The following is a 22,453-nucleotide window of genomic DNA, read 5'->3' as shown; positions in this document are numbered from 1 at the left end:
CCTAGCACCACGGAGTCTTCATGATCGTCGTCACCACGCCGACCGGGCAGATCGGCAGCCGGGTGCTCGGCACCCTCCTCGAAAGCGGTGAGCCGGTCCGCGTGATCGTCCGTGATCCCGCCCGCCTCGCCGACGACGTCCGCGAGCGCGTCGAGATCGTCAAGGGCTCGCACGGCGATCCCGGTGTCGTCAACGAGGCCTTCGCCGGTGCCGACACCGTTTTCTGGCTGGTAGCCGCGAATCCTCGCGCCGAGAGCCTCGAAGCCACCTTCGTGGACTTCACCCGGCCGGCCTGCGAAGCCTTCGAAAAGCAGGGCGTCGCCCGGGTGGTCGGCGTCTCGGCCCTCGGCCGTGGCGTCACGAAGAACGCCGGGCATGTGTCGGCCTCGCACGCCATGGACGCCCTGATCTCCGGAACGGGCGTGAGCTACCGGGCGCTGACGATGCCCTCGTTCATGGACAACCTGCTGTGGCAGGCCGGGCCGATCGGGAAGGACGGCGTCTTCTTCGGACCGGTTTCGGGTGACCGCGAGGCGCCGACCTGCGCCATCCGCGACATCGCCGCGACCGCCGCCAGGCTGCTGCTCGACCCGTCGTGGCACGGCGTGGCCGACGTCCCGGTGCTCGGTCCGGAGGACCTGTCCCAGAACGACCTCGCGGAGATCATGTCCGAGGTCCTCGGGCGGCCAGTCCGGTATCAGCGGGTCCCCATGGAGGACTTCCGCGCGACGCAGCTCGGACACGGGCAGTCCGAGGCGATCGCGCAGGGCATGGTCGACATGATGGCGGCCAAGGAAGCGGGCCTCGACAACGCCGAGCCGCGGACGCCGGAGGCCACCACGCCGACGACCTTCCGGCAGTGGTGCGAGGAGGTGCTGAAGCCGGCCGTCGTGTCCGGGAGCTGACGACCGGGGCCTCGTGAGTGGTAAGGACGGTTCTAACCGTCCTTACCACTCACGAGGGCCGCCTCAGATCGAGCCGGTGCGCAGCGCGAAGGCGACAGCGTGCGTGCGGTTGTGGAGCCCGTACCGCGCCATCACCCGGTGGAGGACGTTCTTCACCGTGCTCTCCGAATAGGCGAGTTTGGCCGCGATCTCTTCCGTGCCATGGCCGTCGGCCAGCAGCCGGAGGACTTCACGCTCCCGATCGGACAGTCCGGACAGCGCGAGACCGTTGGGCACCAGCAGGTCTTCTTGTATTCGTTCGAGCTGAGAGAGCAGGCTTCCCTGTAGCCGGGGCGGCAGGGCGGCGGCGCCCTGGCTGACCGCCAGGATCGTCCGCACCAGATGCTCGCTGTCGAGGTCGCGCCGCGGCAGCAGCGCGGCCATCCCGCATTCGATCGCCGTCATCAGGACCTGGACCGGGAAATGGTCCGTGACGATCACGCACCTCGGCGGTGACATGAGTGACGACGCGGCACGGACCTGGCGCAGGAACGTGAAAACCCCGTCGCCGATCGAATCCCCGACCGTCACGATCACCTCGGCCCGGCCGAGGTCGGTGTCGGGCAGTACGTTCAGTCGCTCGTCGGCGCCGAGAATGCTCGTCGTGCCGAGCCCGGCCAGGAGATCCGGGGCGTGCACGGCGACTCTGACGCGATCGGTCCCCCTGGTGCTCTTCCCTCCGCGATTCATGATCGAAGTCCCCATCCGAAGCGTCGGAAACCCGGAAACGGGCAGGCGGAACGGCTGTCGGCCGTCGGGTGGCGAAGGGCAGCCGATCCGCTAGTGAATAGTTCTTACTTTGCTTAGAAGTTATAACGTTACAACGTTGCATGTCAACCGCGGAAGCCACGCTTCCCACGGATGGCAGCAGTGTCACAGGGCAAGACGCCCGAAGGCCGTGAAAGGTTCAGTGCGAACGTGATCGGTCTCGGCGAAAGCCGGTCACCGCGTCGTGAGGTCGTCCAATTCGTCCGTGATCAGCAGGTCGGGATCGAACTTCATGCCGGTGAAGTGGCCGGCGAGTTCGAGCGAGAGCACGCCGTGCAGGCGGGTCCAGAAGGCGAGCGCGCGGTGCAGGGTCGCGGACGTGGCCGGGTCGTCGCCCGCCCAGTCGCGATGGCCTTCCAGGTGCTTGTCGAACGGGGTGTCCGGCTTGTCCACGGTGATCGCGCGGCACGCTTCGAGCAGGACCGCCATGACCTCTCGCGAGATGGCGGTGGTGTCGTCGGGCGCGTGGTAGCCGGGAACGGGTGTGCCGTAGATGAGGAAGTAGCGCTGCGGGTCGCTCCGGGCCCAGTCCCGGATGGTGACGGCGAGCCCGGCCAGGTCGGCTCCGGAGTCGAACGCCGCCCGGACGGTGTCGGCGAGGCTCCGGTAGGCGTCGCGGATGAGCGCGGTGATGAGGTCGTCGCGGCTGGCGAAGTACCGGTAGAGTGCCGGGCCGCTCATGCCCACCTGTTTGGCGATCGCGTTGAGCGACAGCGCGGGGACCCCGGCGGCGGCGATCTGCTCCCACGCGCGCTGCTTGATCTCCGCGCGCACCTGGTCGCGGTAGCGCTCCCGCGGGCTCTGCCCGTCCGCGTCCGTCATCGGCCCTCCCGCTCCGTCGAGCCCGCAGCTTAGTTGCAGCTACGGCCGATGAGGAATCGAAGGGGCATGATCGGTTGCACGAACCGCTCTGATCCGCCGGAATCACCGGGCGCCCGGTCGCCGCTGATCGACAATGGACTCCTTGATCTCATGTGCGGAGGAGGACGTGCCGGATGGCTGGCGATGATTTCACCTGGCTGGACGCGACGGCTCAGGCGGAACTGGTCCGCACGGGACAGGTGGCACCGCTGGAACTGCTCGACGCGGCGATCGCGCGGATCGAAAAGCTCGACGGTGAACTCAACGCCGTGGTCAGTACGCGCTTCGAGCAGGCGCGGCGTGAGGCGGTGACGGCGCGAGGGCCGGGACCGTTCCGCGGCGTGCCGATGCTGCTGAAGGATTTCCTCTGCCACACCGCGGGCGATCCGGTGCACGGCGGCATGCGCGCGCTGTGGGAGCGGGATTGGCGCGCGCAGTCGGACTCGTACCTCGCCGCGCGCCTGCGGGCCGCGGGTTTCCTGTTCTGCGGCCGCACGAACACGCCTGAACTGGCGACGAGCATCACCACCGAGCCGCTTCTCCATGGCGCGACGAGGAATCCGTGGGACCCGGCGCGGTCGCCGGGCGGGTCGAGCGGCGGGTCGGCCGCCGCGGTGGCCGCGGGCATGGTCCCCGTCGCCCACGGCAACGACATGGCGGGTTCGCTCCGGATCCCCGCGGCCGCCTGCGGGCTGGTCGGGCTGAAACCGAGCCGCGCGCGGACCAGTCTCGGGCCGGACTTCGGCGAGTACTGGAGCCAGGTGGCCCACGAACACGTCCTCACCCGGTCGGTCCGGGACACGGCGGCGGTCCTCGACGTCACGGCGGGGGCCGCGCCGGGTGACCCCTACTCCGCGCCGCCACCCGACCGTCCATATCGGACGGAGGTCGGCGCGGATCCCGGACGGCTGCGGATCGGGTACCGGATCACCGCGCCGGGCACCTGCGAAACCGCGCACGCCGACTGCGTCGGCGCGGTCGAACGGACCGCGCGGCTGCTCGAATCCCTCGGCCATCAGGTCGCTCCCAGCGCGGCGGCCGCCTTGGACGCGCCCGGGATGTTCGACACCATGCCCGCCCTGCTCGCGGCCGTGGTCACCTGGGAACTCGAGGCCTGGTCGGAGCGGCTCGGTGAGCGGCTGTCTTCGTCCGACCTGGAGCCGATGAACGCGATGCTCGCCGAAGCGGGCCGGTCGGTCACCGCCGTGCAGTGGATCGCCGCGTCGCTCTCGTCGCAGCGATGGGCTCGCGGGGTGGCGGCGCTCTGGGAGGACGAACTGGACGTCCTCCTCACCCCGACGTCGCCCGCGCCGACCGCCGCACTCGGCGAACTGGCCCCGGACGCGAAGTCGCCCGAGGAACTGGCCGCCGGTATCGCCACGGGCGCGGCGTTCACGGCGCCGTTCAACATCACCGGACAGCCCGCGATCTCCTTGCCCCTGCACTGGAACGCCGACGGCCTGCCGATCGGCGTCCAGCTCGTCGCGGCCCAGGATCGCGAGGACGTCCTCATCCGGCTGGCCTCGCAACTGGAGGAAGCCGCGCCGTGGTCGGCTAGGCGTCCGGCAGAAGCGCCAGTTCGGCCAGCGCCTGTTCCCTCCGGGCGTTGAACGACGGCCCGGGGGAGAGCTCGACGGCCAGGGTGAGGCACTCCCTGGCCTCCTCGAAGGCGCCCGCTTCCCGCCAGGCACGCCCCTCGCGGAGCGCGCAGATCGCCTCCATCGCGGCGAATCCGCCTTCCCACGAGAGCCATCGGCTGGTGCGGTAGTAGCCCGCCGCTTCCCGCCATTCGGCGAGATCCCCGAGCACGTCGCCGATGGCGCGCAGGCACAGTGCCTTCAGCATCCGGTGGAGTCCGGGGTAGGTGCCGGCCGCCAGCCGTTCGGCGTCGGCGAGGACGGCACGGAAAACGGCGAGCGCTTCGGAGTGCCGCCCGGCCGCGCGCAGCGAGTGCCCGTAGACGTTCCGGGCCGAGCTCTGCCCGTCCCAGAACGGCAGTTCGTCCGCCGATTCGTACCCGCGTTTCGCGTATTCGAACGCTTCCGCGGTCTCGCCGATGTACCGCAGCACCTGGCCGAGATAGATGGACGCCCAGGTCTGCTCGGTGCGGTCGCCGACCCGGGTGGCGATGTCCAGCGCGCGGCGATGTGCCGCCACGGCGCCTTCTTCGTCGTCGAGACAGACACTGCAGGCCCAGCCGACGAAGTTGAGCAGCTTCGCCTCGTCCCTGGCGTTGCCCAGTTCGCCCGCCGCGGCGGCGCCGAGCGAGAAGATCTCCAGCCACGGCCGCTGGGCGCTCCGTCCGTCGGAGTACCAGTGCAGCGCGACGGCGAGATCGCTGACCTCCCGGTGCCAGCCCTTCCGCGCCGCCACCCGCTGCGCGGCGACCCAGTTCTCGCCTTCGACGTCCAGCCAGCGGGCGCTCTCGTCCCGTGAGCCGAACCGCCCGGTCTCCGGTGCTTCCGGGTAGAACAACCGGGCCGCTTCGGCCGCCTTGTCGAGCAGGTGGGCGAGCACGGTGTCCCGCGCGGCGGGGTCTTCCTCCGCCTCGAACCGTTCCTCGGCGAACAGGCGGATCAGATCGTGGAACTGGTGGCGTTCCGGCTCGGCCGTGGTCTGCAGGAGGCTGGCGTCGACGAGTTCGTCGAGGTGGTCACGGACGTCGGCGTCGGTCGCGCCGGACACGACGGCCGCGAGTTCGGGACCGAAGTCCGCGCCGGGAACGGTCGCCAGCCGCCGGAACAGCTGTCGCGCACCGGCCGAAACCGCGCGATAGGACAGGTCGAACGCCGATCGCAGCTGCAGATCGCCCGCCGCGAGCGCACGCAGGCGGGTGCTCTCGTCGCGCAGCCGGTCGGCCAGCTGGGCGAGCGACCACTGCGGCCGGGTGGCCAGCCGGTTGCCCGCGATCCGGACCGCGAGCGGCAGATGACCGCACAGCTCGACGAGTTCCCGTGCCGCGGCGGGCTCCGCGCGCACACGGTCCTCGCCGATGATCTTGGTGAGCAGGCCGGTCGCGCCGCCGTCCGAAAGCGGCTCGAGCCCCAGCCAGCGCGCGCCTTCGAGCCCGGCGAGCGTGCGGCGGCAGGTGATCAGGGTGAGACAGCCGGGCCCGGTGACCAGCAGCGGCCGGACCTGCGCCTCGTCGGCGGCGTTGTCGAGCAGCAGCAGGACCTTCCGGCCGTCGAGCAGCATCCGCAGCAACGCCGACCGTTCGGCTTCGGAGGCGGGCACGTGCCCCGGCGCGACGTCCAGCGCGCGCAGCAGCCGGTCGAGCGCGGCCCGGGCGCTCAACGGTTCTTCGTCCATCCCGCGCAGGTCGACGGCGTAGCTCCCGTCCGGGAAGTCCCTGCGCCACCGGTCCGCCGCCGTCACCGCGAGCGCGGTCTTCCCGACCCCGGCCTGCCCGACGATCGCGACCACGCCGCCACCCTCGGCGACCTTCGCGGACAGCTGGTCCAGTTCGCTTTCCCGGCCGGAGAGATCCGCGAGGGGAGCGGGCAGTGAGCAGGTCGCCGCGACCTGGGCGGCCAGCGCCGGGTTGCGGCGCCTGCCCTGTTTCGCGACGGTCAGGAAGAACTCCCGGTCACCGCCGGTCAGGCCGAGCGCGTCCGCGAGCACTTCCGACGAGCGCTGCTGGGCGGCCCGCGCGCGGCCGTGTTCCAGCTCGCGCAGGGCGCGGACGCTCAGCCCCGAGGCCTCGGCCAGCCGCTCCTGTGTCCAGCCCGCGGCCCGCCGGTGTTCGAGCAGGAGCTTTCCGAACACCGACCGCTTCTCACTCGCTTCCACCGGTTTCACCGCGGTCCATTCAACCGGCAGGCTTGCGGTGGCGAAAAGCTGCCCCCTTCTTCTGCTTGTCCGCCCTTCCCGGCGGCCGGTTACCTGGAAGCATGTCCACGATCATGACGACGCCCGTGCGGCCGGTCGTCCGGGCCGAGGAGCGCCGGGAGATCCGGGTCGCCGTGCACGCCGCCGACCCGCTCGTCCTGGCCGGCCTGCGCAGTGCGCTCGGTGCGGGCCCCGGCATCACCTTGCGGGACGATCCGGCCGCGGCCGACGTCCTCGTCGCGGTCACGGGGAACGAGCCGCACCGGATCCCGGCCGGGCCCGCGCGGCTGGTGCTCGTCGCCGACAAACCCAATCAGGCCGAACTGTGGGCCGCGGTGGAACGCGGGCTCGCCGTCGTCGTCGCGCGCTCCGAGGCGACGCCCGGGCGGCTGCTGCGCGCGGTCGCGGACGCCCATGCCGGCCGGGGCGATCTGCCCGCCGACCAGCTCGGCAGCCTGCTGCGGGGGATTTCGCGGCTGCACAAGGAAGTCCTCGAGCCGCGCGAACTCACGCTCAGCGGGCTGTCGCCCCGCGAGACCGAGGTGCTCCGGCTGCTCGCTGAAGGATTCGACACCGGCGAGATCGCCCGGCGGGTGGCCTACTCCGACCGGACCGTGAAGAACATCCTCCACGGCCTGCTCAGCCGGTTCGGATTACGGAACCGCACGCACGTCGTGGCCTACGCGCTCCGCGAAGGCCTTATCTGACAGGCGTCTTCAGATGACGCCTTCCCGGATCGCATAGGCCACCGCGTGCGACCGGTTCCGCAGCCGAAGCCGGTCGGTGACGGCGTAGATGATGTTCTTCACCGTCCGCTCCGAATAGGACAGTTCGGTGGCGATCTCCTGCGTGTCGAGCCCGTCGGCCATCAGGCGCAGGACGTCGATCTCACGCGAGGAGAGCGCTGACCCGGCGGGCTCGCCCGGCGTGAGCGTCTCCCGGTGCAGCCGCTCGGCGTGTGCGGTCAGCCTGCTGAGCAGGGTGGACGGTGGGCTAGTGGCACTCGAGGCGGCGAACCGGACACTGTCGGCCACCCGGGAGTCGGTCGCCGCCGACCTCGGCAGGATGGCGACCACCCGGCACTCCACCGCGACCGCGAGACCGCCTTCCTCGACCCGGTCGGTCACCAGCACGATCGGCTTGCCGAGTTCGAGGGCGACCTCACGCAACGCGGTGACCGCGTCGGCCGAAAGCCGCTCGAAAGCGGCGACGACGACCTCGATCCCGTCTCGCGACGGGTCGTCGACCACTCTCACGGACGCCCGTGTCCCGAGGAGGTCGGCCATCCCGGCCGTCGTGATGGGGTCCAGGGCGCAGACGCTCACCCGAACTGCTCGCATGCGTTCCTCTTCTGCCGTGGACGCCCGTGTCCACTGTGGATCCTGATTGTCAAGAGCCGCCGGTACAGAAAGCCTTGCCCCTCCGAGCGAGCGGAGTTCTTGTACCGTGGAGTTCGGGAAGCGGCCCGCCTCGGTGACCCCCACACTTGACGGTGGGTCGCTCCCTTTTTCTTGTGGCTCAAGGCAATCCTCGCCTTGCCTCAGGGTCGCGGCAATGTATTCGGCCGGGTCCTGGTTGCCCCGCCAGCGGAACATGGCCGAATGGGCACGCGCGTATCCGCCGCTGTCCGGGAGTACCGGCTTCGCTATCTGACCCGGTGTAGCGCGACGGCCACAGAGCAGAGCCAGAGTGTCCCTCCAGCAATTTTAAGGGCCTTGAGCTGCAGAAACGCCACTTTGGCACCATGTGGCGCCAAGTTGTTCTTGCACTGGCGCCATCGCGGTGCCATGATGGTGCCATGGACTTGACGCCCTTTGTGGACACCGTTCGCCGGGAACTCGCCGTCGCCGCCGAGGCAGGCGGAGCGGAGGCGAGCGCCCTCGCCGAACGCCTGACCGCGCCGCTCGCGTCGGCCATCCGTCTCGCGCTGCTGGACGCGTTGTCCGCCGCGTCGGACGAGATCACCCGGGATCTCGCACCCGGCTCGGTCGAGGTCCGGCTACGCGCCGGTGAAGCCAGCTTCGCCGTCACGCTTCCGGCGGCCGAACCTGCCGTCGCCGTCGCGGCATCGGTGCCGGAGCCGCCGATGCCCCCGCCCCCGCCGCTGCCGGAGGAAGAGGGAGCCACGGCGCGGATCAACTTCCGGCTGCCGGAACCGCTCAAGGCGCGCGTCGAGGAAGCGGCGGCCGCACAAGGCCGTTCGGTCAACGCGTGGCTCGTGCGGGCCGCGTCAGCCGCGCTGAGGCCGTCGGAACCGCCCGCTCCGCCCGCCTCGGCGACCAGTGGCCACCGCGCCGCGCAGCGCTACACCGGCTGGGTCAGCTAGACCCCGTCCGACCAGCACAAACACCGATCACACCACCTTTGAGGGGACAACCATGCCTTCTTTCGCCACCCCGGAACCCATTCTCGCGGACCTCGAGCCGGTCGTCGGCTACGTCCGCATCGTCGCCGGCGACCGCCCGGAGACGGTCGTCGAAGTCACGCCGGTGGACGAGAACAACGACTCCGACGTCGACGCCGCGAAGCAGACCGTCGTCGAATTCTCCGGCGGCACCCTGACCGTCCGCGCACCGAAGATGCGCCTGCTCGACTTCTCCAACAAGACCAGGTCGATCGACGTGACCATCGAGCTGCCCGCCGGCTCCCGGGTGCAGGGGAGCACCGGTCTCGGCGACCTCACCGCGACCGGGCGGCTCGGTTCCTGTCGCTACAAGTCCGGGACCGGGCACATCCGGCTCGACCGGACCGGTGAGCTGAAAGTGCACTCCGCGTCCGGGAACATCGTCGTCGAGCACGTCGACGGCAACGCCGACATCAGCACGAGCTCCGGCCGGGTGCACGTCGGCGAGATCGCGGGCACCGCGGTGGTGAAGAACTCCAACGGCACCACCACGATCGGGGCGGCGGGCGACTCGATCCGCCTCCGCTCGGCCAACGGCGACATCACCGTCGAGCGGGCCGAGGGCGACGTCGAAGCCAAGACCGCCAACGGTTCGGTCCGCGTGCTCGACGCCGCCAGGGGCAAGCTCGACCTCGACACGTCGATGGGGGACATCGAGGTCGGCATCCGCGAGGGCAGCGCGGCCTGGCTCGACGTGAACACCCGCTTCGGCCGCGTCGTCAACGACATGGCCGCCGCCGGCGCGCCCGACGCCACGACCGACAAGCTCGAAGTCCACGCCGGAACCTCCGTCGGCGACATCCTCGTTCACCGTTCCTGACCCTCCGGGTCCTTTACACACCAGGGGAATCCACATGAAACACCCGGCCATCTCCGCGACCGGACTGCGCAAGTCCTACGGTGACAAGGTCGTCCTGGACGGAGTCGACCTGCACGTCCCGACCGGCACCGTCTTCTCGTTGCTCGGCCCCAACGGCGCGGGCAAGACCACCACGGTCAACATCCTGTCCACTTTGGTCAGTCCCGACGCCGGGGGCGCCACCATCGCCGGAGCCGACCTGGCCACCGATCCGGACGGCGTCCGCGCCTCCATCGGTCTCACCGGCCAGTTCTCCGCGGTCGACAATCTGCTCACCGGCGAGGAAAACCTGTTCCTCATGGCGGATCTTCACCACCTGCCGCGCCGTGCGGGCCGCAAGCGTGCCGCCGAACTGCTGGAACGGTTCGAACTGACCGACGCCGCGAAGAAGACCCCGGCCACCTTCTCGGGCGGCATGCGCCGCAAGCTCGACCTGGCGATGACCCTGATCGGTGATCCCCAGGTCATCTTCCTCGACGAGCCGACCACCGGTCTCGACCCGCGCAGCCGCCGCACGATGTGGCAGATCATCCGCGACCTCGTCGCCGACGGCGTGACGATCTTCCTCACCACGCAGTACCTGGAGGAGGCCGATCAGCTCGCCGATCGCGTCGCCGTCCTCGACGGTGGCCGGGTCGTCGCACTGGGCACGCCCGACGAACTGAAGCGGCGCGTGCCCGGCGGGCACATGCAGCTGAAGTTCCCCGACGCGGGCTCGCTGCGCGACGCGACCCGCGCGCTGCAAGTGTCCACTTCGGACGAAGAGGGCCTGGCGCTGCGCGTGCCGACCGATGGCACCGTCGCCGCTCTCCGCGCGGTGCTGGACCGGCTCGACGCCGAAGCCGTCGCTGTCGACAGCCTCACCGTGCACACCCCGGATCTCGACGACGTGTTCCTCAGCCTCACCGGTCACCGGACCGAAGCGACCAAGGAGTTGGCCCGATGACCAGCCTGACCCTCTCGATGCGCGACTCGTCGACGATGCTGCGCCGCAACATCAGACATATGCAACGGTATCCGTCGCTCACCATCATGCTGGTCGGCCAGCCGATCGTGTTCCTGCTGCTGTTCGTCTACGTCTTCGGCGGCACCCTCGGGAACGGCCTCGGCGGCGGCGGGGGCGGCCGTGCCGAATACGTCGGCTACGTCACGCCCGCCATCCTGCTCATCACCGTGTGCAGCGCAGCTCTCGGCACCGCCATCTCGGTGGCGACGGACATGACCGAGGGCATCATCGCCCGGTTCCGCACCATGGCGATCAGCAAGGCGTCGGTGCTGACCGGTCACGTCGTCGGCGCGTTCATCCAGACCGCGTTCGCGCTCGCAGTCGTGTTCGGGGTCGCGCTGCTCGTCGGTTTCTCGCCGACGGCGGGCGTCGGCGAATGGTTCGCGGCGGTCGGGGTGCTGTTGCTGCTGACCATCGCGCTCACCTGGCTGTCGGTGGCGCTGGGGCTGGCCGCCAAGAGCGTCGAGACGGCGAGCAACACCCCGATGGTGTTCATGCTGCTTCCCTTCCTCGGCAGCGGTTTCGTGCCCACCGACTCGATGCCCGCCTGGCTGCGCTGGTTCGCCGAGTACCAGCCGTTCACGCCGGTCATCGAAACGCTCCGGGGACTGCTGCTCGGCACCCCGATCGGCGGCAGCGCTTGGCTCGCTGTCGGCTGGTGCGCGGTGTTGTCGATCGCCGGCTACCTGTGGTCGAAGTCCTTGTTCGCCAAGGAACGCGACCGCTGAGCCGGAACCTGAACCGGGAGTCGTCCCGGGCCGGAGTGTCTCGCTCCGGCCCGGGACGTTGGTTTTCTCACGACTTCGCCACCCAGGCGTCGATGCCGTCCAGGAACCGGTCCACACCGAAGCCGATCTCGGCGGGCAGTGTTCCCTCGCCGGTCTGCTCGGGTCCTGACGCGACGCCGGCCTCGGCCGCGTGGACGGCCGCCAGCGCGGGGTAGCCCTCCGGGTCGATGAGCTCGGACAACGCCCGCGCCAGCTCGGTTTCCGTGCGCGGCCGCCCGCCGTCGGTCTTGTGCGCGCTGTTCATGTCCAGGCCGATCTGCGCGGTGCCGCGGACGACGGCGGTCAGGTGCAGGGCCGCGGCCCGCGCCTCGCCGGGAGCGAGTCCGGCTTCGAGCAGGGGCCGGAGCAGGCGGTCCAGCCAGGCGAGCTGGTTGGGGCCGATCGGCGAGTGGTCGAGCGGGACGCGCAACAGCCAGGGATGGGTCCGGAAAGCGGACCAGAGCGCGCTTGCCCACTGCCGGACGGCGTCGCGGTAGTCCTTCGCGCCGTCGAGTTCGGGCGGTTTCGCGGCCGCGACGTCGGCCATCACTTCCAGCAGCAGGTCCTTGCCGGGGATGTGGTTGTAGAGCGACATCGTCGAGTAGCCGAGTTCGGTGGCGACCCGCTGCATGGAGAGCGCGTCCAGGCCGTCGGCGTCCGCGACCTGGATCGCGGCCAGCGCGATCCGCTCCACGGTGAGCTGGGCCCGCGGCCCGCGCCTGCCGGGGGTCCGCCCCGCCCACAGCAGCGCGAGGCTGCGCTGGAGATCCGGGCCCTTGTTGTCACGTGTCGCCATCAGCCATCCCGTCGGTGTCGTCGATGACCATCCTAAAACTCTGTATGACGTACGTTCATGTGTATGGTGTACATAGTTTCTGATCGTCTTCTCCCGAACGGATCACCCATGACCTCGTCGAACGCGCCCCGCTGGTGGCGGCGCCCCTGGATCGTGCCGCTGATGCTGGTGGCGGCGGCTTTCCTGGCCTTTTCGGTGCCGCCGTACCTGACCTTCGACCCGGCCGAGTCGCGGCTGGAAGCGCCGCCGGGGAACGGCCTCTACTACCCGCTGCTCGTCGCGCACGTCCTTTTCGGCACGGTCGCGATGGTGACCGCCTGCTTCCAGATCTGGCCCGCGTTCCGCGCCCGTTACCGGCGCGGGCACCGGATCACCGGCCGGATCTACGTCTTCGCCGGTGCGCTCCCCGCCGGGTTCGTGGGCCTGTACATCGGGTGGCACACCAGCGTCGGCCCGTCCGTGCGGGTGGCCAACCTGGTGGGCTCGGTGCTGTGGATCGCGGTCACGGTCATCGGGATCCGGATGGCCAGGCAGCGTCGCTTCGGAGAGCATCGCCGGTGGATGTCCCGCAGTTTCGCGCTCGCGATGTCGATCGTGCTGAGCCGCGTGATCAATGTCGTGGCCACGATCGTGCTGACGCCGGAGATCGGCACGACCTTCGGCGGCAGCGAAGTGCTCATGCGGTACAGCGCGATGAGCATCGGGGCCTGGCTCAGCCCGTTGCTCCTGCTGGTGCTCACCGACTGGGTGCTGGAGCGCCGCAAAACCCCGAAAAAGCCCCCCAGCGGGCTAGACGTCTCCGCCCCGGGACGGACGCCTTCGCGGGTGTAGCGCTTCTAGCCTGATATCGGGAATTTCGTTGGATATCAGGGAGTTCGGGTTGCTCAGGAAAACAGCCATCGTGGTGGCACTGCTCGTCACCGGGGCGTTGCTGCCGTCGGCGCCCGCCGTCGCGGTCCCTTCGATCATCTGGCACGGCTGCACGACCGGCCCCGGCGACGTCCTCGGCGCGGAGCTGGACAAGGCGGGCGCGCAGTGCGGGGACATCGCCGTGCCGGTGGACCATCGCCGTCCGCGGGGGCGCAAGCTCACCGTCGCGCTGGCCAGGGTGAAGGCCACCGATCCCGCGCACCGGCTCGGCGCGCTGATGCTCAATCCGGGCGGTCCGGGAGGCCCGGCCATGGAACTGGTCCTGGCCGGGCCGCTCATGCCGGAGATCGCGGCCCGCTACGACCTCGTCGGCATGGACCCCCGGTTCGTCGGGCGCAGTTCACCGCTGCGGTGCGATTGGAAGACCGACACTTTCGCGCGGTCGGCCGGGCCGGACCTCAAGACGTTCCGCGAGAGCGTGGCCCTCGCGAAGGACCTGGCGCGCGGCTGCTCGGGCAACGACCACGAGTTGTTGCGGGCCGCCTCGACCCGCAACACCGCCAGGGACATGGACGTCGTGCGCGCCGCGCTCGGCGAACGGAAGATCTCCTACCTCGGCGCGTCGTACGGGACCTATCTCGGCGCGGTCTATCTCCAGATGTTCGGCTCCCGGGCCGATCGGTTCGTACTCGATTCGTCGGTGGATCCCGAGGCGTACGGTCCCGGCCTGCTCCGCCCGACCGCCCCGGCGCTCGACGCCGCGCTGCGGAATTGGGCGAAGAGCGCCGTGGGGCAAGGCATGGGGGAGACCGCGGACGAGGTGGTGACGACCGCGCGGGACGTCGCCCGGTCGGCCGAGCGGCGGCCGTTCGAGGTCGGGAAGTACACAGTGGACGGTCACATGGTGCCGTACCTGTTCTTCGCGAACCTCTACGACGACCGGCCCGCTTCACAGGCCGAGTTCGCCGCGACCGTACGGACACTCCGCGACGCCGCGGCAGGCCGTCCCGCCACTCCTTCGGAAGGACTCGCCGCGCTCCTCGACGGCCTGACGACCGGCTCCGGCTCCGCGACCGACCGGGCGGGGACGCCGGTCATCTGCGCGGATCGAGCGGCCTCCCGCGACCCGGCGACGTACTACCGGGACATCCAGGAACACCGGGCGGCCGAGCCGCTGTTCGGGCCGCTGGCCCGCAACATCACGCCGTGCGCGTTCTGGCCCGTGGCTCCCGCCGAACCCGCCACCCGGATCCACAACACCTCGTCGGCGCTGCTCCTCGGCTCGACCGGCGACCCCGCGACGCCGTACGCCGGGCAACTCGCGCTGCACCGGGCGCTCGGCGGGTCGCGGCTGGTGACGGTGGAAGGAGCCTTCCGGCACGCCGTCTTCCTGAAGGGCGACAAATGCGTCGACGCGGCGGCGCGGGACTACCTGCTGAGCGGGGAGCTTCCCGCGGACCGGGTCTGCCGCTCGTGAGTGGTCGGTCCGGTTGGTCGTGAGCGGCGATTCGGGTTATTGAGGGGTAAGTCATGTTCTGGACCGGCCTGCGGGCGCCAGTCGTTCCCTGAGTGTCCACAAAGGACACGTTCCGGCGACAGAATGTCCGATTGATGGTTAGATGTGCGGTTTTCGAGGGGGTCGTGAGTGGTAAAGAGGGTTCTAACCCTCTTTGCCACTCACGACCGACCGGACCACCGCGGATCAGCAGGCGAGATCGTGCCGCGGCCGCGCGCCGGCGACCAGGAACCCCGTCGCGAGGTCGTTGGCGCACTTGTTGTCCTTGAACAGGTAGGCCAGATGCCCGCCCTGGTCGACGGTGACCATCCTGGCGCGATCGCCGAAGGCCTCACGCAGCTTCCGCGCGCCCGCCAGCGGCGTCGCCGGATCGCGGAGGTTCTGCACGATCAGCAGGTTCGACGGGCCGCGGTCGGTGATCTTCACCGGCGGTTCGACCGGCTCGGACGGCCAGAACGCGCACGGCGTGATGTTCGCGGCCGCCGCGCCGAACAGCGGATGCCGGAACCGGTCGATCGCGACGTTGCGCCGGTACGTCCCGACGTTCTCCGGCCAGTCCGAGTCGTTGCAGATCACGTGCAGCTGGCTCGCGATGTAGTTGTCGGCCGGGTACGCCGTGCCGGCGGCCGATCCGGTGGCGGCGGGCGTCGGCACGGGTTTCCCGGTGTCGAGCGCGTGCCAGGTCTCGGCCAGCTGCGGCAGCTTCTTGTCGTAGTAGAGATAGGCGAACGTGATCTGGCGGAACACCTGGCCGTTGTAGCCATCCGGACTCGGGGTCTTGTCCAGCCGCGCGGCGAGCTCGAAGTACTTCGCCGTCACCTCCGCCGGCGTCCGGCCCAAGCCGTACTCGGGTTTCGAAGCGGCGAACTTCGCGAAGTCCGGGAAACGGTCTTCGACACCTTGCCCGAACAGCCGCGAGAACGACGCGTCCCAGCCGCCGGGCCCGGTCGCGCTGTCGATCAGGAACCGGTCGCTGCGCTCGGGGAACAACGAGGTGTACACCGAACCGAGGTAGGTGCCGTAGGAGATGCCGAAGTAGTTCACCTTCCGCTCGCCGAGCGCCTCGCGGACGCGGTCCATGTCACGGGCGGTGTTGGCGGTGGTCATGTACGGCAGGAGCGGCGCGGTGGGCGAGGAGCCGCATTTCGCGGCGACGGCGGCGACCCGCTGTGCCTCGGAGGTGACGTCGGCCGAGTCCCGGGCGTACCTCGGGATGTTGGACGGGTGCTCCGCGAGGGTCAGCCCGCAGGTCACCGGCGTGCTGTTGTGGACACCTCGCGGGTCCATCCCGATCACGTCGTAGCTGTCCAGTACGTCCTGCGGGATGTTCAGCTTCTTGAGAGTGTCCGGATAGGCCAGTCCTTCACCGCCGGGGCCGCCGGTGTTCGTCAGCAGCACGCCGCGGCGTTTTTCCGGCTTGGTGCTCGCCAGCCGCGAGATCGCGATCTCGATGGTCTTCCCGCCGGGGTCGCGGTAGTCCAGCGGGACCTCGAGGGTGCCGCACTCCAGGCCGAGGCCCGCCGCCTCCGCCGGGCAAGGCCCCCACTTCGGCGGGGGCGCCGCGGAAGCGACCGCCGGGGTCGCCGCGGTCAGCAAGGCGGCCGCGAGAACGGGGATCATGGCTTTGCGCATGGGTTTTCCTCCTTGGATGGACACGGTCACCGGCGCGGTTCCCAGCGGAAGAGCCGCGAGGCCAGGACAACGGCGACGACGACCCACGCCAGGGTCGGGGCGAGCAGGAGCAGCGATTCGGAGACCGCGACGCCGCCGTTCCAGGCGTTGACCGCGAGTTCGGTGGCCGAACCACCCGGCAGCAGGCGCTTGACCAGGGTCAGGTCGTCGGTGCCGCTGATGCCGACCCAGGAAGCGACCGCGATGACCCCGAGGCTCACCGGCAGCGTGGTGACCTGGGCGTGCTCGGGGGAGTTGGTCAGGCCCGCGGTCGCCAGGCCGAGGCCGATCATCATGGCGACGGTGGCGAGAACGGCCAGCACCAGCAAGCCGATGTTCGCGGGTTTGCCGGTGACGAAGCCCAGCACGGTCATGATCACGGCCACCTGGACGAGCGCGATGACGGTGACCGGCAGCACCAGCCCGACCAGGATGGAGGCGTCACCGGCCGCCGTCGAGCGCAGCCGCTTGAGGAACAGGTTCTGCCGCCGGGAGGCGAGCGTGGTCACCGAGCTGGCGTAGAGACCGAACGCGCACACGGTGAACATCACGATCGCCGCGATGTAACCGAGACTGCCGATCTTGGCGAAGATTTCGTGCTGGTAGACGAAGAACGCACAGATCGCGATGGGCATCACGAAACTGGTGATGAGGACCGAGCGGTTCCGGAAGATCTGGATCAGCTCGCTGCGGGCGATCGAAAGCATGGCTGGAGTCCTTTGTGGAGTGAGTGGCTAGTCGTTGTCGATGGCGCGGAACACGTCGTCGAGCCTGGTCGGGCCCGCTTCGAGGTCCCGCAGCTCGATCGCGTGGTCCTGCGCCCACCGCAACAGGGTGTGCAGGTCCTTCTGCAGACCGAAGGTCTCGATGACGAACTTCCCGTCGTGCTCCCGCCTGCCCTGCAACGGCAGCGCCGGTGCCGGGGCGGGGAGGACGAAGCGGATCACGGCGGGCAGCGTCCGCGTCAGCTCGGAGACCGTGCCCTCCTGGTGGAACTTCCCCCGGTGCATCAGGCCGATGCGGTCGGCGCGCTGCTGGGCCTCTTCGAGGTAGTGCGTGGTGAGCACGATCGTGGAGCCGTCCTCGCGCAGCTTGTCGACCGCGTCCCACAGCGCGTCCCGCGACTGGATGTCCAGACCGGTCGTCGGCTCGTCCAGGAACACCAGTTCCGGCGAGCCGTACACCGCGGTCGCGAAGTCGAGCCGCCGCTTCTCGCCACCGGAAAGCTGGGACACCTTCGTGTTCGCCTTGCGCGTGAGGTCCACGATGCCGAGGACCCGTTCGAGGCGGTCCGTGCGGTGGGTCAGCGTCCCGATCAGGCGGATCGACTCCTTCACCGTCAGGTCCGGTGAGAAACCGCTCTCCTGCAACATGATGCCCATCTTGGGCCGCACGGCGGCGCGGTCACGCGGGCTCTTTCCCAGCACGCGGACCGTGCCCGACGTCGGGGTCCGGTGCCCTTCGAGGGTTTCCAGGGTCGAGGTCTTCCCCGCCCCGTTGGTGCCCAGCAGGGCGTAGAACTCGCCTCGCCCGACCTGGAAGGACAGATCCTTCACGGCGTGGAAGTCGCCGTACTTCAGGTTCAGGCGGTCTACGTCGATCACTGGTGTCGAAGTCATACCTAGATCTCAACCGCTCCTGCCCGGAACGGCCAGTGCGGTCACGTCATGACCGGCCCATGACATTCTTCGGGGTGAACCATGACGTGGTGTCACTGGTGCCCTCCGTCGCGGAGGGCCGATACTGGGCCCATGTCTGATGTGGACACCGAGCCGGCGCGGGGAAAGCTGCGCAAGCTCAACCTCACCATGTTCTTCCCGCTGTTCACCGTCGGCGGGGTGATCGTGGTGGCGTCGGACGCGCGGACCTGGTGGCACGTGGTCGTCCTGAGCTTGAGCGTGCTGGCGGCCATGGTCGCCTTCGTGCGGTGGACTTCGGGCGAGCTCATGCGGGTCGCGATCCCGTGCCTGGTCGTCACGGCCGCCGTGTGGCCGTTCTCCGTGCTGCTGATCGGCGGCGGGTCGGCGTTCTTCGGGATCCTTCTCGTGGGTTCCTTCGTCGTTCCCCAGCTTCCCCGGCACCGGGTCGCGGCCGCGATCGCGCTCGTCGTGTACATCGCGGCGGTGGGCGCGTCGAGGCTGCTGGTCTCCCACGAGGACATGTCCGAAGAACTGATCAGGTTCGTCTTCGTCCCCGCCGCGGTCACCGCAATCGTGCTCGGGCTCATGTTCCCCAACAAGCGGTTCTACGACGTCGTCCACGAACTCGAGGAGTCACGCGAGCGGGAGGCTGAACTGGCCGTCATCCGCGAACGCGTCCGCTTCGCCAGCGATCTGCACGACATCCAGGGCCACACCCTCCACGTGGTGAAGCTGAAGACCGCGCTCGCCACGAAACTGGTGGACATCGACGCCGAACGGGCCAAACAGGAGCTGAGGGAGATCCACGCGCTCGTCAGCGACACGATCACCCAGACGAAGGAACTCGCCTATGCTCAGCGGAGGCTCAACCTTTCCGCCGAACTGGAGAACGCGAGGAACCTTTTCGAGGCCGCGGGGATCCGCGTGCGGATCAACCGGGAGGGTGACGTCGATCCGGAGGCGGGCAGGCTGCTGGGCCAGGTCCTCCGCGAGACCACGACCAACATCCTGCGCCACGCCCAGGCGACGCGGGTGCGGATCACCCTGACGGAGTGGAGTATCGGCATCGTCAACGACGGCGCCCAGCGCGCACCACTGCCCGAACTCCGGGGGCTGGCCGCGCTCGGACAACGTGTCGTCGCGGAGGGCGGCGAGCTGACGGTGGAACAGGAAGACGGGCAGTTCGTCACGGCCGCGTCCTTCCCGGGCGGACGTTCCGAAGCAACGGAGAAACGATGACCACGGTGGTACTCGCCGACGACGAAGCCCTGCTCCGCAAGGCGATGGCCGCGCTGCTCCCGCTCGAGGGCGAGATCACCGTCCTCGCCGAAGCGGAGAACGGCGAGGAGGCCGTCGAGGCCACCTTGCGGCACGAACCCGACGTCCTCGTCATCGACCTCGAAATGCCCGGTGTGGACGGGCTCGGCGCGGTCGCGGAGATCCGCCGCACCCGGCCGGACCAGGTCATCCTCATGCTGACCAGGCACGCGAAACCCGGTGTGCTCCGCAAAGCCCTCAAACTCGGGGTGCAGGGTTTCGTCAGCAAGGCGGCCGAACCCTCGCACATCACGTTCGTCATCGCCGCCCTGCACCAGGGCAAACGCTGGATCGACCCGGACGTCTCCGCGCTCGCCGTCGTCGACGACTGTCCCCTCACCGAACGGGAGCTCGAGGTGCTGCGGGTGACCGGGGAGGGGTATTCCGTCGCCGAGATCGCCGCTCAGCTCCACCTCGCACAGGGCACGGTGCGCAACTACCTCTCGAACGCCATGCAGAAGACCCAGACGCAGACCCGGCACGAAGCCGCCAGGTACGCGCGTGAGCACGACTGGCTTTAGTCTGCCCGGATGTGGGCGCGTTCGCCCTGCGGTCCGAAAAGGACAAGGGTCTCGACGGCATGACCGTCGGCGGAGCCGAGCCAATGCGGCAGCGCGGTGTCGAACTCGGCGGCCTCGCCGGGCGGCAGGACCATGTCGCGGTCGCCGACCACCAGCCGGAGCCGTCCATTGAGGACATACACCCACTCGTAGCCGCCGTGGGTCTGCGGCGTGGGTTCCGCCGGTTCGGGGCGGCTGGGAATGAGCATCTTGAAGGCCTGCACGCCGCCGGCGCGGCGGGTGAGCGGCAGGAAGGTCATGCCGTGCCGGTGGATCGGCTGGAGATGGATCCGCGGATCGCCGGTCCGGGGTGCGCCGACGAGGTCGTCGAGCGGGACGCCGTGCACGCGCGCGAGTGGTAGCAGCAGTTCCAGTGTGGGCCGCCGCCCGCCGCTTTCCAGCCGTGACAAGGTGCTTTCCGAGATCCCGGTCGTCGCCGACACCTCGGCCAGGGTCAGGCCACGGCGTTTGCGCAGCGCGCGCAACCGGGGGCCGACCGCGTCCAGTACCTCGTCCGTCTCGTCCGCCATGCCGTCGATCTTGCCAGGTCGGCAAGTTTTCGTGCCAGATCATGTCCTCCGAGGCGACAGTGGCGACCATGAACGCGACGAAATTCTGGGACGGGCTCTACGAACGGCGTTCCGCCGGAACGCCGAAGGTGAACGCGAGACTGGCCGAGATAGCCGGCCCGCTGACCCCTGGCACGGCACTCGATCTCGGCTGCGGCGGCGGGGGAGACGCGCTGTGGCTGGCCGCCCGGGGCTGGCGGGTGACCGCGGTCGACATCTCCGGCGCGGCCGTGCGTTCGCTCCGGGAGCGCGGTGCGGCGATCACGGCCCTCCGCGTCGATCTCGCCGAGGATTTCCCTTACGGCTCCTTCGATCTGGTGTCCGCGCAGTACTTCCACACGCCTTTCGAACTGGACCGGGCCCACGTGCTGCGGACCGCCGCGAACTCGGTGAACCCCGGCGGACGGCTGGTCGTCGTCGATCACGGCTCGGCCGCGCCGTGGTCCTGGGACCAGAACGCCCAGTACCCCACGCCGCTGGAAGTGACCGCTGAGCTGGCCCTCGATCCGGTGGAATGGCCGGTCGAGCGCGCGGAGGCATCGGAACGGCACGCCACCGGTCCGGCGGGACAGACCGCGACCGTCGTCGACCACATCCTGGTGCTCAGGCGAGGGGAGCGATGAGCCGGAAACGCGACACCGGGCCGCCGTCGACCGGAGCCGGTGAGAAGGACGTGCTGGCCGGTTTCCTCGACTACTTGCGCGCCGCGATCATGGCCAAAGCCGACGGGGTGCCTGAAGAGCGGGCCCGCGTACCGGGCGTGCCCTCCGGCACGAACCTGCTCGGCCTGATCAAGCACCTGACCCAGGTGGAACGGCACTGGCTGCTCGGGCACGACGACGTCACCGACTGGAAAGCGACGTTCCATCCGTCCCCGGAGGACACGACGGCGTCACTTCTCGCCGCTTACCGGGAAGTCATCGCCGAAGCGAACGACGAGATCGCGTCCTGGACCGACCTCGCCGAAGCGGGCCCCCGCCGGGGATCACGGCGCTGGACGCTGACCCATTTGATCGAGGAAACCGCCCGCCACGCGGGACACGCCGACATCCTGCGCGAACTGGTCGACGGCGCCACCGGGCGCTGAAACGGAGACTTCCATGCTTCACCGAGCCGCCGCGTTCGTCGCGGCCCTCGTGCTGGTGACGGCCTGCGGTTCGCCACCGGCCGCCCCACCCTACGAAGAGATCACCCGCGGCGACGCGAGTTTCGCGCAGCAGTTCCGCCACGAGTTCGCCGACGTCGACGGGGTGAAGATGCACTACGTCACCGGCGGCAAGGGCGCTCCGCTCGTCCTGCTGCACGGCTGGCCGCAGACCTGGTACGGCTGGCACCGCGTCATGCCCGCGCTGGCCGAGCATTTCACCGTGTACGCGCTCGACCTCCCCGGCCTCGGGGACAGCACCGGCGCGCCGCCCAGCTACGACAAGGCCACCCTCGCCCGCTACGTGCACGGCCTCGTCGCCGGACGGCTGGGCCTGCGCGACGCCCGGATCGCAGGCCACGACCTCGGTGCCGCTGTCGCCTTCCAGTACGCCGCGCAATTCCCCGGCGATCTCACCAAGCTCGCCTATCTCGACCTGCCGCTGCCGGGCCCCGCGCTCGACGCGACGGCGTACCGGAACCTGAGCTGGCACATCGCTTTCCACTCGCAGAAAACGGTTCCGGAAGCCGTCGTCGGCGACGACGTCCGCGAATACCTTTCCCTTTTCTATCCCCAGGTCGCCTATTCGGGAACGGCTTTCGGCGGGCCCGGGGCGCCGTCGCCGTTCGACGAGGCCGAGATCGGCGAATACGCCCGTACCTACGGCAGGCCGGAGGTGCTGCACGGCGGATTCGAGCTCTACCGCACGCTCGGCCAGGACGCGGCCGCCAACACCGGCACGAAGCCCATCACCACTCCGACCCTGCTGATGACCGCCGAAGGGCTGCTCGAACCGCAGAAGGCGACCCTGGCGCCCCGTGTCGCCGACCTCGTCCGCGCCGTCGAGGTGCCCCGGGCCGGGCACTGGCTCGCGGAAGAGAACCCGGAGTTCGTGAGCGCCGAGCTGGTCAAGTTCCTGAAGTAGCCGTCCGG

Annotated in this window: 23 protein-coding genes; 14 read left to right on the top strand and 9 right to left on the bottom strand. The window is 69.7% G+C overall.

The window, feature by feature from the left end; all coding sequences use genetic code 11:
- The first annotated feature begins 20 nt into the window (after window positions 1-20).
- Window positions 21-905 carry an NAD(P)H-binding protein gene (locus tag ACLJPX_RS07500; protein WP_410599375.1) on the top strand — a complete coding sequence of 295 codons (885 nt, stop codon included), beginning with the start codon at window positions 21-23 and terminating at the stop codon, window positions 903-905.
- A 63-nt stretch (window positions 906-968) separates the two neighbouring features.
- On the opposite strand, the gene ACLJPX_RS07495 is transcribed toward ACLJPX_RS07500, so the two are convergent.
- Window positions 969-1,634, bottom strand: coding sequence for a helix-turn-helix transcriptional regulator (locus ACLJPX_RS07495; RefSeq protein WP_410599374.1), 666 nt, complete (start codon window positions 1,632-1,634; stop codon window positions 969-971).
- A 252-nt stretch (window positions 1,635-1,886) separates the two neighbouring features.
- A complete protein-coding gene (locus ACLJPX_RS07490) occupies window positions 1,887-2,534 on the bottom strand; it encodes a TetR/AcrR family transcriptional regulator (protein ID WP_410599373.1) in 648 nt (215 codons plus the stop codon).
- A 173-nt stretch (window positions 2,535-2,707) separates the two neighbouring features.
- On the opposite strand from ACLJPX_RS07490, the gene ACLJPX_RS07485 reads away from it, so the two are divergent.
- Window positions 2,708-4,183 carry an amidase gene (locus ACLJPX_RS07485; RefSeq protein ID WP_410599372.1) on the top strand — a complete coding sequence of 492 codons (1,476 nt, stop codon included), beginning with the start codon at window positions 2,708-2,710 and terminating at the stop codon, window positions 4,181-4,183.
- Here ACLJPX_RS07485 and ACLJPX_RS07480 read toward each other — a convergent pair.
- Window positions 4,128-6,371 carry an ATP-binding protein gene (locus ACLJPX_RS07480; RefSeq protein ID WP_410599371.1) on the bottom strand — a complete coding sequence of 748 codons (2,244 nt, stop codon included), beginning with the start codon at window positions 6,369-6,371 and terminating at the stop codon, window positions 4,128-4,130. The two genes, ACLJPX_RS07485 and ACLJPX_RS07480, sit on opposite strands and share 56 nt — an antisense overlap.
- A 92-nt stretch (window positions 6,372-6,463) precedes the next feature.
- Between ACLJPX_RS07480 and ACLJPX_RS07475 the strand changes: the two genes are divergently transcribed.
- The gene (locus ACLJPX_RS07475) at window positions 6,464-7,108 is read left to right on the top strand and encodes a LuxR C-terminal-related transcriptional regulator (RefSeq protein ID WP_410599370.1); all 645 of its coding nucleotides are present in this window, start codon (window positions 6,464-6,466) and stop codon (window positions 7,106-7,108) included.
- Between the two features lie 9 nt (window positions 7,109-7,117).
- On the opposite strand, the gene ACLJPX_RS07470 is transcribed toward ACLJPX_RS07475, so the two are convergent.
- Entirely contained in the window at window positions 7,118-7,687 is a 570-nt protein-coding gene (locus tag ACLJPX_RS07470; RefSeq protein WP_410600017.1) for a response regulator transcription factor, read from the bottom strand.
- 512 nt (window positions 7,688-8,199) lie between these two features.
- On the opposite strand from ACLJPX_RS07470, the gene ACLJPX_RS07465 reads away from it, so the two are divergent.
- From ACLJPX_RS07465 to ACLJPX_RS07450, 4 genes are read left to right on the top strand one after another with little or no spacing between them, the layout of a single operon-like run.
- Entirely contained in the window at window positions 8,200-8,727 is a 528-nt protein-coding gene (locus ACLJPX_RS07465; RefSeq protein ID WP_410599369.1) for a toxin-antitoxin system HicB family antitoxin, read from the top strand.
- 52 nt (window positions 8,728-8,779) lie between these two features.
- Window positions 8,780-9,625, top strand: coding sequence for a DUF4097 family beta strand repeat-containing protein (locus tag ACLJPX_RS07460; protein ID WP_410599368.1), 846 nt, complete (start codon window positions 8,780-8,782; stop codon window positions 9,623-9,625).
- Window positions 9,626-9,659: 34 nt separating this feature from the next.
- Complete coding sequence (locus ACLJPX_RS07455; protein WP_410599367.1) at window positions 9,660-10,610, top strand: ATP-binding cassette domain-containing protein; 951 nt, start codon at window positions 9,660-9,662, stop codon at window positions 10,608-10,610.
- Complete coding sequence (locus tag ACLJPX_RS07450) at window positions 10,607-11,398, top strand: ABC transporter permease (RefSeq protein WP_410599366.1); 792 nt, start codon at window positions 10,607-10,609, stop codon at window positions 11,396-11,398. Before ACLJPX_RS07455 ends, ACLJPX_RS07450 begins: the two co-directional genes overlap by 4 nt.
- 67 nt (window positions 11,399-11,465) lie before the next feature.
- Here the strand turns inward: ACLJPX_RS07450 and ACLJPX_RS07445 are convergent, their stop codons facing one another.
- The gene (locus tag ACLJPX_RS07445; RefSeq protein ID WP_410599365.1) at window positions 11,466-12,233 is read right to left on the bottom strand and encodes a TetR/AcrR family transcriptional regulator; all 768 of its coding nucleotides are present in this window, start codon (window positions 12,231-12,233) and stop codon (window positions 11,466-11,468) included.
- 108 nt (window positions 12,234-12,341) lie between these two features.
- On the opposite strand from ACLJPX_RS07445, the gene ACLJPX_RS07440 reads away from it, so the two are divergent.
- Both ACLJPX_RS07440 and ACLJPX_RS07435 read left to right on the top strand, forming a co-directional pair.
- Window positions 12,342-13,064 (top strand): DUF2306 domain-containing protein, encoded by a 723-nt coding sequence (locus ACLJPX_RS07440; RefSeq protein WP_101608997.1) that lies wholly within the window; start codon window positions 12,342-12,344, stop codon window positions 13,062-13,064.
- Window positions 13,065-13,113: 49 nt separating this feature from the next.
- Window positions 13,114-14,580, top strand: coding sequence for an alpha/beta hydrolase (locus tag ACLJPX_RS07435; protein WP_410599364.1), 1,467 nt, complete (start codon window positions 13,114-13,116; stop codon window positions 14,578-14,580).
- Between the two features lie 225 nt (window positions 14,581-14,805).
- Here ACLJPX_RS07435 and ACLJPX_RS07430 read toward each other — a convergent pair whose 3' ends face one another.
- Genes ACLJPX_RS07430 through ACLJPX_RS07420 form a run of 3 tightly spaced genes read right to left on the bottom strand, consistent with a single transcriptional unit; the run spans window position 14,806 to window position 17,909 of the window.
- On the bottom strand, window positions 14,806-16,251 hold the full coding sequence (locus ACLJPX_RS07430; RefSeq protein ID WP_410599363.1) for an alpha/beta hydrolase: 1,446 nt from the start codon (window positions 16,249-16,251) through the stop codon (window positions 14,806-14,808).
- A gap of 26 nt (window positions 16,252-16,277) precedes the next feature.
- The gene (locus tag ACLJPX_RS07425) at window positions 16,278-16,997 is read right to left on the bottom strand and encodes an ABC transporter permease (RefSeq protein ID WP_410599362.1); all 720 of its coding nucleotides are present in this window, start codon (window positions 16,995-16,997) and stop codon (window positions 16,278-16,280) included.
- Window positions 16,998-17,024: 27 nt separating this feature from the next.
- Window positions 17,025-17,909 (bottom strand): ABC transporter ATP-binding protein, encoded by an 885-nt coding sequence (locus ACLJPX_RS07420; protein WP_410599361.1) that lies wholly within the window; start codon window positions 17,907-17,909, stop codon window positions 17,025-17,027.
- Window positions 17,910-18,050: 141 nt separating this feature from the next.
- On the opposite strand from ACLJPX_RS07420, the gene ACLJPX_RS07415 reads away from it, so the two are divergent.
- Entirely contained in the window at window positions 18,051-19,169 is a 1,119-nt protein-coding gene (locus tag ACLJPX_RS07415; protein WP_101608993.1) for a histidine kinase, read from the top strand.
- Entirely contained in the window at window positions 19,166-19,768 is a 603-nt protein-coding gene (locus ACLJPX_RS07410) for a response regulator transcription factor (RefSeq protein ID WP_101608992.1), read from the top strand. Before ACLJPX_RS07415 ends, ACLJPX_RS07410 begins: the two co-directional genes overlap by 4 nt.
- Here the strand turns inward: ACLJPX_RS07410 and ACLJPX_RS07405 are convergent.
- Window positions 19,765-20,337 (bottom strand): helix-turn-helix domain-containing protein, encoded by a 573-nt coding sequence (locus ACLJPX_RS07405; protein WP_101608991.1) that lies wholly within the window; start codon window positions 20,335-20,337, stop codon window positions 19,765-19,767. The two genes, ACLJPX_RS07410 and ACLJPX_RS07405, sit on opposite strands and share 4 nt — an antisense overlap.
- Before the next feature lie 68 nt (window positions 20,338-20,405).
- On the opposite strand from ACLJPX_RS07405, the gene ACLJPX_RS07400 reads away from it, so the two are divergent.
- The 3 genes from ACLJPX_RS07400 to ACLJPX_RS07390 are packed head-to-tail and all read left to right on the top strand — an operon-like array spanning window position 20,406 to window position 22,445.
- The gene (locus tag ACLJPX_RS07400; protein ID WP_410599360.1) at window positions 20,406-20,999 is read left to right on the top strand and encodes a class I SAM-dependent methyltransferase; all 594 of its coding nucleotides are present in this window, start codon (window positions 20,406-20,408) and stop codon (window positions 20,997-20,999) included.
- The gene (locus tag ACLJPX_RS07395) at window positions 20,996-21,463 is read left to right on the top strand and encodes a DinB family protein (protein WP_410599359.1); all 468 of its coding nucleotides are present in this window, start codon (window positions 20,996-20,998) and stop codon (window positions 21,461-21,463) included. Before ACLJPX_RS07400 ends, ACLJPX_RS07395 begins: the two co-directional genes overlap by 4 nt.
- 13 nt (window positions 21,464-21,476) lie before the next feature.
- Window positions 21,477-22,445 (top strand): alpha/beta fold hydrolase, encoded by a 969-nt coding sequence (locus tag ACLJPX_RS07390; protein WP_410599358.1) that lies wholly within the window; start codon window positions 21,477-21,479, stop codon window positions 22,443-22,445.
- Window positions 22,446-22,453 lie beyond the last annotated feature (8 nt).

The sequence above is a fragment of the Amycolatopsis sp. lyj-90 genome (genome assembly GCF_046549035.1).
GTDB lineage: Bacteria > Actinomycetota > Actinomycetes > Mycobacteriales > Pseudonocardiaceae > Amycolatopsis.
The sequence above is the reverse complement of the archived record's forward strand: the minus strand, read 5'-3'. Positions and strand labels throughout refer to the sequence as shown.